General features: G+C 74.9%; 6 protein-coding genes. All 6 read right to left on the bottom strand.

What is annotated here, in order from left to right:
- Positions 1-207 precede the first annotated feature (207 nt).
- Positions 208-2049: a hypothetical protein gene (locus ABT170_RS27610; RefSeq protein WP_351871785.1), complete on the bottom strand. Its 1842-nt coding sequence runs from the start codon at positions 2047-2049 to the stop codon at positions 208-210.
- Positions 2046-5783: a vWA domain-containing protein gene (locus ABT170_RS27605; RefSeq protein ID WP_351871783.1), complete on the bottom strand. Its 3738-nt coding sequence runs from the start codon at positions 5781-5783 to the stop codon at positions 2046-2048. The genes ABT170_RS27610 and ABT170_RS27605 overlap by 4 nt, the downstream gene beginning before the upstream one ends.
- Before the next feature lie 3 nt (positions 5784-5786).
- Complete coding sequence (locus ABT170_RS27600) at positions 5787-7010, bottom strand: ATP-binding protein (protein ID WP_329947116.1); 1224 nt, start codon at positions 7008-7010, stop codon at positions 5787-5789.
- Entirely contained in the window at positions 7007-12190 is a 5184-nt protein-coding gene (locus ABT170_RS27595; protein ID WP_351871780.1) for a hypothetical protein, read from the bottom strand. Before ABT170_RS27595 ends, ABT170_RS27600 begins: the two co-directional genes overlap by 4 nt.
- The gene (locus ABT170_RS27590; RefSeq protein WP_329947118.1) at positions 12187-13047 is read right to left on the bottom strand and encodes a DUF4132 domain-containing protein; all 861 of its coding nucleotides are present in this window, start codon (positions 13045-13047) and stop codon (positions 12187-12189) included. The genes ABT170_RS27595 and ABT170_RS27590 overlap by 4 nt, the downstream gene beginning before the upstream one ends.
- Positions 13048-13550: 503 nt before the next feature.
- Positions 13551-16559: a S8 family serine peptidase gene (locus ABT170_RS27585; RefSeq protein ID WP_351871776.1), complete on the bottom strand. Its 3009-nt coding sequence runs from the start codon at positions 16557-16559 to the stop codon at positions 13551-13553.
- Positions 16560-16782: the final 223 nt, after the last annotated feature.

Below are 16782 nucleotides of genomic sequence, written 5' to 3'. Positions count from 1 at the left end.
CAGCCCCGCGGCACATGCAGAGCCGGAAGGCCGGCAGCCAGTGGCACTTCGGGCTCGGGATCAGGGACGGGAAGTCATCCCTGGCCCACGCCGTCCCAGGACGGCGAACACGCGGACGGCCGGACCGGTCAACGCCTGTCGCGCCGGTGTCGAGGAGTACGGCGGACCGGACGGGAACCGGACCTGCGACCACTGGTACCGAGCGGTTCACGCCACTGCCCGTCCCGGCCCCTGGTCCGGGACGGACGGCGACGCGTCCGGCCCCTCCCCCGTCGGTTCCCAGGCTGCCACGCACAGGGACTCGGCCACGGCGGCCGTGTAGCGGGCGGCGGTCAGCCAGCAGGTGGCGAAGCCGTCGGTGTCCGCGGGGAGAAGGCGGCCGAAGAGATCACGCTCGCGTCGGGCCGCCGAGGCGCACAGGGCGGTGAGGAGTCCGGCGGCCGTGGGGAGGCCCGCGCGGCGGACGCGGTGGGTATCGGCGGTGACATCGCCGAGCATGCCGAGGGCGGCGCGGCCCGCCGCGACCGTCTGTTCGACCCGGCGCTCCAGGAGGTGCAGGGGCGAGTGCGCGCCCGACCCTCCGGGCTGTGGCGGGGCGGGATGCACGGGGGCGGCCGGATCCGGAAGGTCGGCGCGGCGCAGGCGGTCGAGGCCGAGGTCGACCGTGCCCTCGCCGGTGGGGTGCGAGCAGGCGAGCAGGGTGAGCCGGGGATGGAGGGCGGGCACCAGGCGGCCGATGATCCTCAGCCGTGTCCCCGGCGCCGTGGCCAGCAGCATCAGGTTGTCGCGGTGGGCCAGCGCGGGATCGTCGTCGGCGACGGCGAGCCGGACGGGGACGCCTCCCTCGCACAGCGCGAGCAGGCAGGTGCCGCCCGGCTCCCGCACCGCGCCGAGGAGTTCGACGTCGAGGAAGAGCAGGTCGCTGCCGCCGTCCGGGTCCGCGTAGCGGGAAGTGGACCGCAGGGCGCGGGCGGCCTGTTCGGACGGCGGCGTCTCCCACAGGGCGGCGAGCGGCGGCTCCGTCCATGCCGCGCCCCGGGCGGTGACGGCCTTGACGCCCTTCCCGGCGCCCAGTCTGCCGTCCGGCGAGACCGTCGCCCCCGAGACCGCCAGGCCGGCCCGGCCCAGCTCCCGGTGGGTGAGCGCGCTGTCCCCCAGGCGTACGGCCCGGTCGGCCACCCCCAGGGCGCGCCCGACGCCGCCGGGCGCCACGTCGCCGACCGTGCAGAGGCGGCCGTCCGATCCGACGACCCAGGTCCGCACGCCGCCGTGCCCCGAGTCGGTGACCACGGGTTCGGTGAACAGGCCGTACAGGCGCAGCGAGCCGTCCGGGCTGTACGGGCGGCGCTCGCGGCCCCTGACGGCGGCCAGCTCCGCCCCGGACGCCCTCCCCACTCGGTGTGCGGTGCCCAGGAGTTCGGCCAGGGCAGTGACGAGACCGGCGGTGCGGTAGGACGGGTCTCCGGTGCGGGCCGCGCGCAGCAGCGTGACGACGGACAGCGCGGCGCCCGCGGCGCGCGGCAGGTGCCGGAGCCGCGCGGTGTGCGCGGCGCGGAGGAGCGCCGACTGGGTGACGGCGCCGGCCCCGTCGACGCCGGCCTCCAGCACGGCGGCGCCCGCCGACCACAGGGCGTCGGCCGCGGCACGCTGGGCTGGGCTCGCCCCCTCGGGCGAGGGTTCGGGTTCGGGGTCGGGGGCCGTTGCGGAGGCGGGATCGGGAACCGCCGGGGTGGGCCCACCGGCGGGCTCCGGCACCGGGTCCGCCGCGGGGGCGGCGCAGGCGGCGGCCGCGCGATGGGCGCATGCCGGGGCGAGGAGGCAACCGCAGGTGATGGCGTCCGCCGTCGCCACCACACCGCCCGGGGCGTACAGGCGCAACTCGGTCTCGTCGTCGACCGCGATCGTCACCGTGTCCCCGTCGCGGTGCCTCGGGCGGGCGGCCAGTTTGGTGACTGTCGCGTCCAGCCGCTTGCGCAGCCGGGGCGAGAGGTCCTCCACGAGCGTGGCCGTGACCTCCGGCGCGACGGGTGGCAGCTCGGCGGCGTTCATGCGGTCTTCTCCCCTATCCAGCGGGCCAGTTCGAGTGGGCTGAGAGCCGCCACGGGCATGCCTGCGGCCACGAGCTGCCCGGCGACGCCCGTCGAGTAGCGGGGCCGGCCGGCGTCGTCGAGACTCGCGCACCCGAGGACGTGGCAGCCGGTGTTCACCAGGGCCCGCACCTCGGCCAGCAGTCCGCCGAGCGGCGCGCCCTCCTCGAAGTCGCTGATGACGACGACGAGGGTGCGGGTGGGCACCGCGATCAGGCTGCGGGCGTGCCGCAGCCCGGCGGCGATGTGCGTGCCCCCGCCCACGCTCACCTCCAGCAGGAGGGAAAGCGGGTCGTGCACATGGCCGGTGAGGTCGACGACCTCCGTGGAGAACGCCAGGAAATGGGTGCTCAGCGTCGGCACCCCGGCGAGCACGGAGGCGGTCAGCGCGGACCAGATCGTGGACGCCTCCATCGATCCGGAGACATCGGTGACCAGGATCAGGCGCCAGTCGGCCGACCGGCGGCCGCGACTGCGGAACACCGGCTTCTCGGGGATCACCCGGACCGTTCCGTCGGCCGTCCGGCGGGCGGTGGCCAGGTTGGCGCGCAGCGTGCGTGGCAGGTCCAGCCGGCTGCCGGGGCGGCGGGTGGGCCGGGCCAGCATCGTGCCGGTGAGGGCGGGGCGCAGCCGGGTGGCGAGCTGCCGGGTCAGTTCCTCGACCAGGTGGCGGACCAGGGGCCGGAGCGCCGCGAGGCGGGCTTCGGGGAGGCCGCCGGCGTACCGGAGGACGGTCCGGAGCAGTTCCACGGAGGGGGTGACGGCCGACGGGTCGAGCTCGGCGAGGACGTCCTGCCGCCCTGTCACGGCCGCGGCGGCGAGGACCTCCTCGCGGACGCCGGGGCCGAACAGTGCGGCCAGTTCCTCGGACCACTCGCGGACACCGGGGAACGACGGCTCCCGGCCGCCGCGCGCTCCGGAGCCGGGCAGGCCGCCGCGGGATCCCTCGCCGTGTCCCGCGCCGTAGAGCTCGTCCAGAGCGGTCGCCAGGCGGGTGGCGCCCGACGGCAGCCGGTCGGGGCGCCGGCCGAGCACGAGCCGCCACCGGTCGGCGGGCGCGAGGGTCCGCTCGGGCGTGGCCCCGGTGGAGGGTGCGGTGGCCGGTGCGACGGTGGGGCGCGCTGCGCCGGGGTGGCCGGACAGCGGTGGGAACCGGTCGTCGTGCGCGGGTGGCGGGACGGGCAGGCCGAGGCCGGTCAGGAGCTCACGGGCCGCGAGGTCGGCGGCCGTCCGGCGGGCCAGCTCGGCCGGATCGTCAGCGTCGAGGGTGTCCACCCGTTCGCCGAGCCGCTCCTCGACGGTGTCCAGCAGCCGGTCCCGGGCGGCCGGGCTCAGGGTGTCGAAGCCCCCGCGCAGGGCCGGCAGCCGGGCCAGGAACGCGGTGTCGTCCATCTCGACGACCCGGTGCAGCAACGGGTCCAGGGCGCCGGCGCCGACGGTCAGGAGCGGGCCCGCCACTGTCAGGACGCCGGTGAGGCGGGCGGTGAGCGCGGCCCGGGAGGTGCTGTCCACGGCTCCGTCCACCCAGGAGGCGACGCGCCCCCCGAAGGCCTCGGCCTCCTCGTGGCCCGTGAGCACCCTGACCGCTCCGGCGGCCGCGGCGATCAACGGGGTGCCGTCGGCGGCCAGCCGGGCGAGCGCGTCGGTGAGCCGGATTCCGCCGACCCGGTCGGCCCGCTGGGCCAGTTCGAGCAGCGCGCGGGCGTCCTCGGGCTCCTCGGAGCCGGTCAGGCCGTCGACCTGGCGCACCGCTGCCGAGGTCAGGAGTTCGGCCGCGCTCGCGGTGCGGGCGGCTCGGGCGGATGCGGTGGCGTCCGGGGCCGAGGCGTCGTCGGGCGTGGTCAGGCCCGGCAGGTGACCGGCGTCGAGGCGATCCAGCAGGTCGAGCCCTGCGAGGAGTTCGGGAAGGGTGCCGCTCGCGGGGAGTACGGCGGCCAGTTCCGTCAGCCGTTCGTCGGCCGGGGCCGGGAGCCCGCACTCGGCGGCCTCCGTGAGGCCGCGGACGACCTGGGCGGCCGTCGGTCCGTCCTCCGCGCGCTCGGCCGCGTGCCGCTGGCGCAGTACGCCCTCGGCCGCCTGGGCCGGGGTGACGCCGCGGACCCCGGCCGCGGTGAGCATCGCGGCCGTCGCCGGGGTCCACCGCACCTGCCAGCGCGTCGTGAGTCCTTCCGTGCCCGCCGCGCCGGTCACCTCCCGCTCCTGCGCGTAGGGGATGCCGCACACCGTCAGCCTGCGCAGCAGCAGTTCGCGGCGCCGGTCCAGGGTGGAGCGCGCGGGGTCGAGCCGGAGGTCGCGCGGTTCCTTCTCGTGCGTGTCCTGCGGGCCGGGGAGGGAGAGCGCCGCTGCCTCGGCCTCGACGGCGGGGCCCAGTCCGCCGCGCGGGGCGGCGGGGGCGGGGCGTCCGGTGCGGGCTCCGACGAGTACGCGTTCGAGGGCCCGGGCGACGGCGCGGCCCGTGCCGTAGGTCTCGCCGCGCCCGAGCACCGTCTGCACGGCCTCCAGGAGTTCACCGCGGCCGGGGGCGGGCAGGTCGCGCAGACGGGCCAGGTCACCGGCCACCCGGACGACCTCACGGCCGTCCGCCGGGCCGTAGGGGTGGCCCTGTTCCCGCAGGGCGGCGCAGACGCGGACCGCGGTGCGGACCAGTGCCTCGTGCAGCGCGGCCGGGTCCCCGGCGGCGTCCAGGACGGTGTGCTGCCACTCCGGGTCCCGGATCCCGGCCGGGTAGCCGGACCGCGAGTCGAGCAGCGGGTACGTGTACGGGACCAGGGAGACCGTGCAGGCCTCCGGCCCGGCCGCGCCGTTCACCTGGCCGTCCGTGTCCGGTGCGCCGTCACCGGCGGCCCCGGCGGCGGGCGGCAGCAGCGCCGGGGTGTGGAAGGCTCCCACCACCACGGCGGGCCGCCGCCCGCTCGCCAGGGCCTCGGCGACATGTCCGCGCATACAAGCCTCGCGCGCCAGGTCCGTGCCGTGCACCCCGCCCCGCGCCTCGGCCTCGTGGCGCAGTGCCCAGCCGGTGAGCAGGGCGGCGCGGCGCAGTGCCTCGGGTGTCGAACCGGGCGCGAGGGCCTCCACCAGCCGGTCCCACAGGTCCTCGCCGTCCCGGCCGGTGAGCCGGGACCGGAGCGCGGCGGACAGCCCGTGCCCCTCCCCCGGTACGGGTGCCGAGTCGGCGCCCGGGACGGGGGCGGGGGTGTCCGGACCGCCCCCCGCCCACGCCCGGTCGGCCAGCGGCAGGTCGCAGGCCACCGCCGGGACCCCGTTCGCCGCCGCCCAGCGCAGAGCGACCAGTTCGGGTGAGAAGTCCGCGAACGGGTAGAAGGCAGGCCCCCGTTCGCCCGGCGAGTCGGGCCCGGGCCCGTCGGCGGTAACGGCGGCCAGCGCCACCGGGGCCTCCGTCTCCTCGTGGGCGAGCCAGCCCAGCCAGGGCTGGAACTCGGCGGGGAGTTCCACGAGGAGGACGTCGGGGGCCGCCGCGTCCAGCAGTGCCGGGAGGGCCGCCGCCAGCGAGGGCGCGTGGTGGCGCACCCCGATCAGGAACGGCGCCCCGGGTCCGTCCGCCGCGAGGGCGGCCACCGCGGATTCCGGAGTGGCCGGCCCTGTCGCCGGGTCCTGCGCCGGGGAAGCGGCCGGCGCGGGGCCGGTGGGCGGCACCTCGGCGGTGGACCGCGTCCCGGGGGTGGTCGACTCACTCATCCGTCAGCTCTCCAGCACCGAGCGCAGGTCCCACAGGGCACGCCAGGTGGCCGACCCCTGCTCCGCGCGCCGGCGCACCGGCCCGTCCCAGTACCCCAGCAGCCGTGCCGCGTCGGCGGGGTCGTCCTTGCGGACGACGCCGAGCAGGTGGCCGGGCAGGAGGGAGAGCACGTCCCGGTCACCGGGGAAGTAGGCGGCGGACAGGCCCAGGGCTCCCGCGACGGAGACCGCCTCCGCCGTGCTCATCACCGTGGAGGGGCGCTCGACCTCCCAGCCCTCCGCGGAGCGGCCTTCGCGCAGGTCCCGGAAGGCGGTGACGAGGGCTTCGAGGACCGCGTCGTCCACCTGGTAGGGGGCGCCCACGCGTTCGACGGCTGCCCGCGACTGACGCCGGACGAGCGCGGTCTCGGCGTCCACGTCCCCGATGGGGCCCACGGTCTCGAAGTTGAAGCGCCGCTTCAGCGCGGCGGACATCTCCGAGACGCCCTTGTCCCGCAGGTTGGCGGTGGCGATGAGGGTGAACCCGGGGGCCGCGTGCACCTGGGCGCCCTCGCCGCCCGCGAGTTCGGGCACCGCGATCCGCCGCTCGGAGAGCAGTGAGACGAGGGCGTCCTGGACCTCCGGCAGGCAGCGGGTGACCTCCTCGACGCGGGCGACGGCACCCCGGGTCATGGCGGCGAGTACCGGGGAGGGAACCAGGGCCTGCTCGGTGGGCCCCTGGGCGAGCAGCAGCGCGTAGTTCCAGCCGTACTTGAGCTGGTCCTCGGTGGTGCCCGCGGTGCCCTGCACGGTGAGCGAGCTGGTCCCGCAGACGGCCGCCGACAGGAGCTCGGAGAGCATGGACTTGGCGGTGCCGGGTTCGCCCACGAGGAGGAGTCCGCGCTCTCCGGCCAGGGTGACCACGCACCGTTCGACCAGGGCGCGCTCGCCGACGAACTTCTGCTCGATCATCAGGCGGCGCGGCACCCCGGCTGTGGTCCGGGCGCCCTTCGGCAGGCTCAGCGGCTCGCCCGCGCTGCCCATCACGAAGGTGACGACGGCGCGCGGGGTGAGCAGCCAGCCCGGTGGGCGGGGCCCGGAGTCGTGGGCGGCGAGGAAGGCCAGCTCGGTGGCGTACCGGTCCTCGGGCGGTGTGACCTGGCGGTGCTCCCGGCCGGGCGCCGTCGCCCGGTCCGGGACGCCGCCCGTGGTGGTGCCGTCCATGGTGGTCGTGGTGTCGTTCGTCATCGGCGGCGGCCCTTCCGGGGTGCGCGGGTGTCCAGTTCTTCGAAGGCGGGGGCGTCGCCGCCGCGGACCCGTGCCCAGGCGGCTGCGAACAGCGCGGGCACGGGGAGGAGGGGCAGGGTCCGGGTGGACCCGGCCACCGGGTACAGGCCTTCCTTCCAGGTCTCCAGCGGCAGTCCGGGGGCACCGCGTTCGAGCCAGCCGCAGGGGAGGAACAGGGTCCGGCCGGCGCGGGAGCGCTTCGCCTCCACGACGAGGTCGGTGGCGGCGAGTTCCGCGCGGGCCTTCTTGACGCGTGCCGGCTTCCACTCGGTCCAGCGGACGCAGTTGCGGTCCGTCGGGTCGGGCAGGGCGAGCAGCATCAGGTAGAGGGCGGCGGCGTCCGCGCTCAGGCCGAGGGCGTCGACCGCCTCGGCCACCAGGTCCGGCACCGCACGGGCCGGGTCCTGGGCCGGGTGGTGCGGGGAGCCGTCGGGGGCGCCCGCCGAGACCAACGTGTCGGTCTCCTCTCCCATCAGTGCGCGCAGGGCGAGCAGATCTCCGGTGCTGTGACGGCCGACGGTGCCCTCGACGAGGCCGAACGCCGGGTCGTCGGGGCCCGTCAGGCAGGCCGGGCGAATCAGCAGCTTCTCGTTGCTGCCGTAGCCGGGGGCGAGGAGCAGCGCCGCGCCGGCCCGGACCAGGCCGTCGGCGCCGGCCCCGCCGGACTCGGGGAGCCCGTGGGCGGCGCGGACCACGGGGCCGATCGAACCCCCCGCCTCGGTCCACTCCAGACCGAGGTCCAGCACCAGGTCCGGGTCGGCGAGGCGGCCACGCAGGGCCGCGAGCCCCGTGGGCAGGTGCGCCCGCAGGGGGTGCCCGTAGGGCAGCGTGTAGGCGAGGGTGCGCAGGGCGGTCAGGGCCGAGGAGACCGCACCGCGTGCGCCCACCCGGCGCAGGACCGGGCGTCCGGTGCCGTCCTGGACATCGGTGCCGTGGGCGAGCCAGGCCCGGGAGCCCGCGTTGAGGACCAGGTCGACGGCGCCCGAGGTGGTGCCCGACAGGTCGAGGTCCAGTTCCTCGGGGACGCGGACGAGGGAGGCCAGGCGCTCCTGCCAGACCTCGGCGGCGGCCCGGACGTCGGGGCCCGTGGACCACAGCTCGGCCGGGTCCGCGGGCAGCAGTGCCCGGAGCAGGGCATGCCGGTCGTCCTGCGGCAGGGCGTCCAGACCGGCCTGGGCCGCCTCGAAGGCGCGTGTCTTCGCCCCGAGCAGCGCGAGCGCCTCGGCGCCGGGCTCCTCGACGGCTGCCGACAGCAGGGCGGCCGACTGGAGGGGGCCGATTCCGGTGGCCGTGTGGAACGCCTCGGCGGCCTCCGGACGCCAGGGGGCCGGGCCCTGCTCCCGTACCAGGGCGACGATCCGGGTGAGCCGGTCGCGGGCGATGCCCTGCCGGTGGACGTGCTCGCGGTCCAGGGTGAAACCGGGGACGGGGCCGAAGGCGCCGGTCGGGTCGTGGTCCAGGGCGAGCCAGCGTGCCGCGTCGTTCGGCGAGTTCCGGCCGCGGTCGGCGAGGACCACGACGGTGCGGGCGCCCTTGCGCAGCACCTGGCCGAGGCGGTGCACGGCCTCAGGGCGTCCCGACCCGGTTGGCGCTCCTGCGAACGGCTCGATGAGCTCCACCTGCCGGACCGTGCCCGCCGGGTCGGCCAGCGGGCCCGCGGCGAGGGTTTCCAGCAGCACGAGGAGCCCGGCGCGGTGCTCGGGGGAGGTGGTCGCCGAGGCGGCCCGGTAGGCCAGTTCGGGCAGCTTGTCGAGGAGGAAGGTCCAGGTCAGAGAGTCGCCGGGCACGGTGTACTCGTCCCGCTGCCAACCGTCCGCGGAGGTGAACGGGACCTTGGACGGTATGGGTGGGCCGAACGCCGGCTCGCCGCCGAGGACATGGTTGACGGCGAGGAGCTTCCGGATCACCGTCCACCGGCGTCCGCTTCCCCACCAGTTGCCGTGCATCCGCTCGTAGCCCCAGGCGGAGGCGTTCCGCAGGGTCGTGTCATCGCCGTGCTCGGGCTCGTGTTCGAAGAACATGCCCTGGGTGCGCGCGGTGTTCCGGGGGGTGGCCGGCTGTACGGGCTTGGGCGGTTCCAGGTACCGGGCGACCGCGACAGCCCGGTCCACGGCATTGCGGACGAGTCCGGTGACGCCGGCGAGGAGCCGTACGTCGGACACCTCGGGCAGCACACGGGCGACGGCCTCCTGGCTCAACTCCCGCCACGAGGGCCCGGTGTACTCCTTGACGGCCCGGGACGCCTCCAGGTGCCGGGCGACCGCTGCGGCGACCTCCTCGAACAGCTCCGCCGCCCGGGAGTCCGTCAGGTTCCGCAGAGCGGTGGAGCCCCGCACGTCCCTCGGCCGCAGGGCGTGCCAGTAGGCGACGGGCGGCACGTAGGGGGTGCCTGACGCGTCGCTCCCACCGGAGGAGTCGGGGGTGACGGACCACAGGCTGCCACCGGTGCCGTCCGTGTCCGAGGGGTGTGCTTCGACGGAGCGGTGGTGCAGGGCCACGACCGGCCGTGACCCGCCGGGCAGCGTGAGGGCGCCGAGCGGCACCGGGCAGTCGCCTCCGGGCAGCGGGTACGGCAGGGCGACCGTGCGGCCGTCGGGGGTGCCGGCGACGATCCGGTGCCCGTCGGCGGGGGCGGCCGTGCCGGGCTCGGTGACCGTGCGGCGGACCCAGCGGCCGAGGACCGTGCCGTCCGTGCCGAACGGCGTGGTCTCCAGACCGGGCTGGAGGGGCAGCACCTGGCAGTGCTCGGTGAACAGACGGGTGCCGTCCCGCACCCCGGAGCGGAGGAAGGCGGGGAGGGAGGCGCGGCCGTGCGTGCCGCTGACCGGGTCGTATTCCAGCCACACCCGCTGTGTGCCCTGGTGGCCATCCCGCCAGTGGCCGGTGCCGTCGGAGATGACGGCACGCTGCGGCGGGAGGGAGGTGTCGCCCGCGTGCAGGGTCTTGCCGCCGGTGGCGCGGCCTCCGCCGGGCAGCGGCAGGCAGACCTCGTCCGAGGGGCCGGAGCCGCCCCAGCGGGCGATCTGCTCGCCGCCGACGGTGAACACCTCGGCGGGGCGGTGCGACCAGTAGCCGCGCTGCTTGCCGTCCTCCCACCAGATGACCAGCAACTCGCCGTCGACGTAACGGAGGGCGAGCGTCCGCCAGTGGTCGACGGTGGCGGGCAGCCGCAGGGTGTGCCGCAGCAGAACGCCCTCCGGTCCGACGACGACGGCCCGTTCGAGAGTGTTCAGGATCAGCGCGGGCCAGGCGCCGGTGACACCGACGCTCTCCCGCCGGTGGCGCTGCTGACGTGCGGCGGCCTCGGCGGCCAGTTCGGCGTAGGTCTCGTCGAGCGCGGGCCAGCCCAGTTCGTCGAGGACACCGGAACGCAGGGTGGAGGCGAGCAGCGGCAGGACATCGTGGTCCTTGAGGATTCGCACGGCCTCCGGGGCGACGTCCGCGACCACGGCGCGGAACAGCGAGAACCTGTTGAGAGCAAGCTGCAGCCCGGGGAGCCCTCGCGCGGCCGTGTACTCCGCGGCGCGGGCGTCCAGCCACTCCCGCAGGATGCCGGAGAGCACCGGGTGCGCCGCCAGCTTCGCCATCGCGGCGTCGCTCAGCCGCTGGCCGTGTCCGTCACCGAGGCTGCCGATGTTGCGGCGCAGAAGGGCGCGGAAGACCGGCTGTTCGGCGACGGCGGTGAGGTCCCGCGCGCCGGGCGCGGTGTCGGTGAGCCACGGGCCGAACATGACACCGGGCGACCGCGAGGTGCCCGTGTCCTGGTCGTCCGGCTCGGCGACGGGGACGCCGGAGGCCAGGCAGAGATCGAGAAGGTCCAGATCGGCGGTGCGCTGCCAGCGGCCCTGGAACAGCTCGACGGGGCGCCCGTCGGCGCGCAGCCGGTCCGCCATCCGGGCGGCCAGGTCGAGGGTCTGCGGGCTGCGGCCCGAGGTGGCCCGGTTGCTCCGGCGGTATCCCTCCCAGCGGGCGAGCCAGTCCGCCGGGGAGACTGACCGGGCGGCGGCGTCGGAGGGAGCGCTGCCGGAGGCGTCCGGGAGGGCGGTCAGCAGGTCCTCGGCGCCGGCCTCGGCCAGCAGCGCGAGCCAGCCGGACTCGTCGTCCGTGTCCTGGCCGCTCTCGCTGAGGGTCTCCGGGAAGAAGCCGAGGAGCCGGGCGCACACGGCCGTGTCCCGTCGGGCGAGGGCGATGAGCGCGGAGCGGTAGGCCGCCCAGAACGAGGCGGGGGCGCGGACGACTCCCGGGGAACCGATCAGATCGGCCACCAGGTCGCGCTCGGCGGCCTCGCGGTCCAGCCCGGCGGCTTTGACCAGCGCGCGCACGTCCTGCGGCAGAGCCGCGTACGGCGGCATGCCTGCCGCGCAGCGCTCGACCAGCAGACGGCGGAACTGCGCCCAGGCGTCTTCCGGTGCGAGCCGGGCCACCAGGTCCCGCACGTACTGCCGCAGCGCCTTGACGGTCAGTGCGCCGGCGAAGGCGAACTCCAGGAAGACCGCCCGCTGCCGGTCCTCGTCCACGACCAGCCCGTGCACCCGCTCGGCCTCGCGGGCCTTGCCGAAGAAGGAGGCGGCGTAGGTGGTGTTCTCGGCCTGGAGGAAGAGGCGGGCCACCTGCTCGTAGTAGGTGGGCAGGAAGTGGGGGACGGCCCGGCCGAGCCGGGTGCCGAGTGCGTCGAAGCCCTCCTTGGCGGCTCCGGCGCGGGTCCTGGCCTGCCGGCCCAGCCGCTCGATGTCCTTGACCAGGGCCAGGGCGTGGTGCCCGTTGGCCGGGTCGTTGACCAGTGCCCAGGCAGGGAAGCCCAGCGTCTCTCGGCGCACCTGGCCCACGACGGGGGCCTCGGCGGTCCGGGCCAGCCCGAGGAACTCCAGGGCCAGGTCCTCGGCTTCGCCGAGAGTGCCGGGCACGAGCCGGACCACGGGGCGGTCGCCGAGGGCGGTGTGCGTGTAGGTGCGGGCGGTCAGCGCGTCGGCGTCGTCCCGGTCGGTGGTACCGGCCGGGAGAATCGTGCCCGCGTCCAGCAGGGCCGCCGCGCGGGCCTCGGCCATGGGGGTGGCGGTGCTCCCGCCCCGGGCCTGGGCGGGGAGGGACTCCGCGCCCGCTGCCGTCGTGTTCTCGTCGGTGTTCGTCGTCGTGGTACTCATGCCGCCCGCTCCTCGTCCTCCACGTCGCGGCCGGCGTAGAGCGCCGCCGCCATGCGCATGCCCTCGGACCACGCGACGGGGCCGACCTCGGCGGCCGTCAGCGCGCGCCCCGCGGGTTCGCTCCAGCCCAGGGAGCCCGTCTCGGTGCCGTACTCGTCGTAGCCGTCGTGCTCGCCGATCCAGATGCGCGCCTCGGCGGTGACGCCGTCCTCGATGACCGGGCAGATGGCGTATCCGCCGCGCGAGCGGTACCCGAGCTGGGTGACGCGGCCGTGCAGGAAGCGCACTTCCTTGAACACGCCGCCGGCGTAGGTGTCGACGGAGGTGGTGTCCGGGGCCAGGTCCGGCGGGCGGCGCCACACCTCGCGGAACAGCTGCTCCACGTTCTGGCGAACCCCCAGCTCGACCGCGAACTCACGCAGTTCGTCGAGGTCGTCGAGGAGGACGGGGTGGGGCACGCTGACGATGTCCGGGGTGAGCCGGACCGTGTCGCCGTCCAGGTCGACGAGGCCGAGACCGCGGTCGGGGTCGACATCGCGCAGGAAACCGGCGACCCCACCGTCCACGCCGGTGACCACCACGTCCCGCAGGGCCGCCTGCCACGCCGGGTCGGGCCAGACCTCGGCGAGCACGGCCGTGGGCACGGGCAACGAACGCACCATCCACTGCTCGACGTCGCTCAGGCACTGGCGTTCGTGCCGCTCAAGCCACTCCGTCAACTGCCGGAGTCCGACGACCGCCGGGTCGTCCTTCAATCTGGCCGGAACGGACTTCAGCCGTCGGCCCTTCCCGTTGCGGCAGACCACCTTGCCCGCCTCCAGAGCGACTTCGTAGTCGCCCGCCGGAACCCACCCCATGCGCTGTTCTCCCGTTGTTCCGGACGGCCGCCGGACCGGCGGCACGCTGATGAAACCCGCCGACGGCAACGCACCGTGACGAGTGGGAGAGACTCTAGGCGCCACCAGTGACAATGGGTCCGGACCCCCTCCGCTTCGTCGCACGGGCCCGGGTCCCGGAAGGACCGCCCGCCCCGGCCCACCGTCCCGCCCAGGCGCCTGACGCCGTGGAACCCGGGGGCGCGACCGACGAAACGCCAGGAGCGAGAGGGCGCAGGCGACCGCTCGCCGGGCCACGGGTCCCGGCGAGCGCGTGGTGGAGGCGAGTGCGTGCTCGCCGCCGTACGGAAGCGAGTGCGTGCTCTCCGCCGAGGGGAGCGGGGTACCCGGGCGGTCGCCCTTCCGCAGCGGCGGGTGTCAGTGACCGTGGCGGGCATGCCGTTTCCACGGGCATCCGGATTCCCGGAGGGCATGGCTGTGCGGTGGCGGCACCAGCTCGCCGCCACCGCATCCGTGTACCGGGGTCAGTTGAGGGTCAGGAAGGAGCCCGCGCCGTTGGCGTATTCGATCCAGGTGGTGGACCGCGCGTCCGCCGGGATGCCGGACCAGGCGGCCGTCAGGTCGGTCGGGGTACCGGGGGTGACACGGCCATGTCCGGGCGTGACGGTGACCGTGCCGCTGACCGGGCTGTCCTCGGTGATGTTGTTCACCTGGTAGGTGTACGGCGTGACGCTGTCGCCGCTGGTCTCGTCGACGGCCACCACGGCCACGAAGAGCTTCCCCGCCTTGGGCTGCCGCAGGGAGATGGTGGATGTTCCGTTGCTGTCGGGGTCGGCGAACTGGAGTTCCTGCGGGGCACCGTCGACCAGGGGTCCCCAGACGACGCCGGCGATGTTTCCTGCGGCCACGTCGAAGTGGATCGAGATCTGGGAAGCCTTGGTTCCGGCCGGGATGGTCGCCTCGTGGTAGATCTCCGCGGTTCCGGTCAGGGTGCCCTTGGTGAGGGGCGAGGAGACCGGGCCGTTGGCGGTGGCCGTGAGGGTCGTGGTGGCCGGGGTGACGGAGTAGGTGATCTCGCCGTCGGTGCCGGTGCCCTTGATCTCGGCAGGGGCGTGGACGCTCTGCGGGGTGACGGCTATCGGGCTGCGGACGGTGGTCCGGCCGGAGGTCCAGGTGAGGGAACCGGTGTCGAGGATTCCCGAGGGTGCGGTGGTCACGTCGAGCTTGACGGTGAAGGTGCGCTTCTGTCCGGGGTGGCTGAAGTGCAGGACGGACGGGGAGACGGTGGCCTTGATGCCGGGAAGGTCGACCTTGGCCCGGTAGGTGCCGGCCGAGGTGGCGGTGACGGTGCGGGTGACGGTCTGGCTGCCGAAGAGTTCACCGATAGCGATGGAGGGGTAGTTGAGGTCGCTGGGGTCGATGGCCCTGGTTCCGCTCCGGGTGTTGATGCCGACGCCTTCGAGATAGGCGAGCCAGTCCCGCTCGGTGGAGTCGTAGACGAGTCCCGGCCGGAGCATGGCCCGGGCGTCGACCTCGCCGGCGCCCTGGGCGAAGACGTCGTCGCTGCTCTTGCCGTCGGCGGTCCTGGTGGAGGTGGCGGTGGTCATCATGGCCGACTTGACGCTCATGGGCGACCACGCGGGGTGCTCGGAGAAGTAGAGGGCGGCGAGGCCGGCGATGTGCGGGGCGGCCATGGAGGTGCCGGAGTAGAAGTCGAAGTCGCGGCCCTCGTTACCGGGCGGCGATACGGCGGCCAGGATGGTGGCGCCGGGCGCGGTGATGTCGGGCTTGAGAAGGTCCCCGTTGCTGATGAGGGAGGGACCGCGGGAGGAGAAGCCGGCGACCTGTGGATAGGCGGCGCCGTCGCCGCCCCGGGTGAGGGTGGCGGTGGCGTTGTCCGTGGCGGCGTAGTCGCGTACGGCGGTGGCGTCGGGGGCGTTCAGGTGGACGGTGGGTATGGAGTGCAGGTCGCCGTCGGTGCTCTCGTCGCGGGTGTTCACCAGGACCATGCCGACGCCGCCGGCTCGCTTGACTTCGGCGGATTTGTCGACGCGGCCGTTGGTGCCTCGATCGCAGACGACAGTCTTTCCCGTGGTCCGTGCGGGGTCGAGGGTGCCGGTGAAGCAGAGGTTGGCTTCGGTGGTGTCGGCGTCGGCGGTCTTGACGGCGGCGGCGCGGACGAGAGGTGCGGCGCCGACGGTGCTCTGCACGCTGGTGCTGATGCCGGTGTAGCTCTTGCCGTTGCCGAGGGTGACGGTGCCGGTGTGGGAGGCGATGGTTCCGGCGGCGACGGTGGTGGTCCACGGTGCGGTGTTGTCGAGGCTGGAGGCCCCGGGGCCGGCGTTGCCCCCGGCGGTGGCGACGAAGATGCCGGCGGCGGCGGCGTTGCGGAGCGCGGTCTGGGACGGGTCGTCGTACGCGCTTTCGCGCTCGCTGCCGAGGGAGTAGTTGATGACGTCCACGCCGTCGGCGACGGCCTGGTCGATGGCGGCCACGAGATCGCTGGTCAGGCCGCCGTCCTGGGTACCGTCCTTGCTCTGCCAGAGAGCCTTGTAGACGGCGACGCCGGCGGCGGGGGCGACACCGGAGACGGTACCGAAGTCCTTGCCGTCAGCGGTGGCGTGGACGCCCGCGTTGCCGGCCGCGGTCGACGCGGTGTGGGTGCCGTGGCCTTCGCTGTCGCGGGGAGAGAGGTAGCCGGCCCGGTTGGACGCGGGGACGCGTTGGAGCCAGGCATCCCCGAAATAGCGGGCGCTGATGAGCTTCTGGTTGCAGTCGGCGGCCGTGAAGCTCTCGCCGGTCTGGCAGGTGCCGGTGAAGGTGGTGCCGTCGGCCTTGTGCATGACGGTGGTGGTGCCGTTGCGGTAGGGCCGGTAGGGGTCGCCCTTGGCGGGCTTCCTGGCGGGTGTGCCGGTGGGCTTTCCGGCCGTGAGTGCGGGGGCGCGGAAGGAGGCGCTCTCGGGCCAGATCCCGGTGTCGATGACACCGATGACGACGCCCTTGCCGGCCTTGGCCGTGCCGCCGAGGGCGGCCCACAGACCCTTTCGGCCGGAGAGGCCGAGGTAGTCGGTGGAGTTCTTGTCGTCGGTGGCGTGGTGGAATCGGTCGGGGGCGATACCGGTGACGCCCTTGGTGGCGGCCAGTTGGACGAGCTGACGGCCGGTGAGCTGGGCGCTGAAGGTGTTGGTGGTGACGGCGTAGTGCTGGCGGACGGTGGCGCCGACCTTCTTGGCCACGTGTTTCTGTTCGGCGACCAGGTGGGTGCGGTAGCGCTTGGCGTCGGTGGTGGTGACGTCGAGCTTCCTGCCCGCGGTGGGCTTGGTGGCGGGGAGGCTGTCGATGCTGCCGTCGTAGGTGACGAGGGGCTGATCGGCGAGGGTGATCAGGTAGGTGCCGGCGGCCGGGGGCGCGGTACGGCCTTCGGCGGCGGCGGGGGCGGCAAGGGGAAGGCTGAGGGCGGCGAGGGCAGTGGTGAGCAGGGCGCTGATGGCGCCGCGTCGGGTGCGGGACGCTCTTCGTGGCTGAGGTGTCACAGGTTTCCTCACAGGTGTCCGGACACGCCGGGTGGGCGGGCAGAAGTGCTCGCCCGGCGGTGTGCGGGCCGACGGCTGGGATGGATGAACCGCCTTTCACATGGGGGTTGATAGGCGATTCGGGAGAAGTGAACGCTGTGTGATCACGTGCTGTCCAGATAATCTGTTGGCGTTTTTGGTCCGGTGACCAAACGCGCCACCTGTGAAGGGGCGCCGGCGGGGG

This window comes from Streptomyces sp. NPDC001787 (assembly GCF_040297465.1).
In the GTDB taxonomy this organism is placed as follows: domain Bacteria; phylum Actinomycetota; class Actinomycetes; order Streptomycetales; family Streptomycetaceae; genus Streptomyces.
The sequence above is the reverse complement of the archived record's forward strand: the minus strand, read 5'-3'. Positions and strand labels throughout refer to the sequence as shown.

Bases quoted from the DNA above. Each gene is read 5' to 3' on its own strand.
- ABT170_RS27600 (WP_329947116.1), bottom strand. From the start codon at position 7,010: ATGACGAACGACACCACGACCACCATGGACGGCACCACCACGGGCGGC.
- ABT170_RS27610 (WP_351871785.1), bottom strand. From the start codon at position 2,049: ATGAACGCCGCCGAGCTGCCACCCGTCGCGCCGGAGGTCACGGCCACG.
- ABT170_RS27595 (WP_351871780.1), bottom strand. From the start codon at position 12,190: ATGAGTACCACGACGACGAACACCGACGAGAACACGACGGCAGCGGGC.
- ABT170_RS27605 (WP_351871783.1), bottom strand. From the start codon at position 5,783: ATGAGTGAGTCGACCACCCCCGGGACGCGGTCCACCGCCGAGGTGCCG.
- ABT170_RS27590 (WP_329947118.1), bottom strand. From the start codon at position 13,047: ATGGGGTGGGTTCCGGCGGGCGACTACGAAGTCGCTCTGGAGGCGGGC.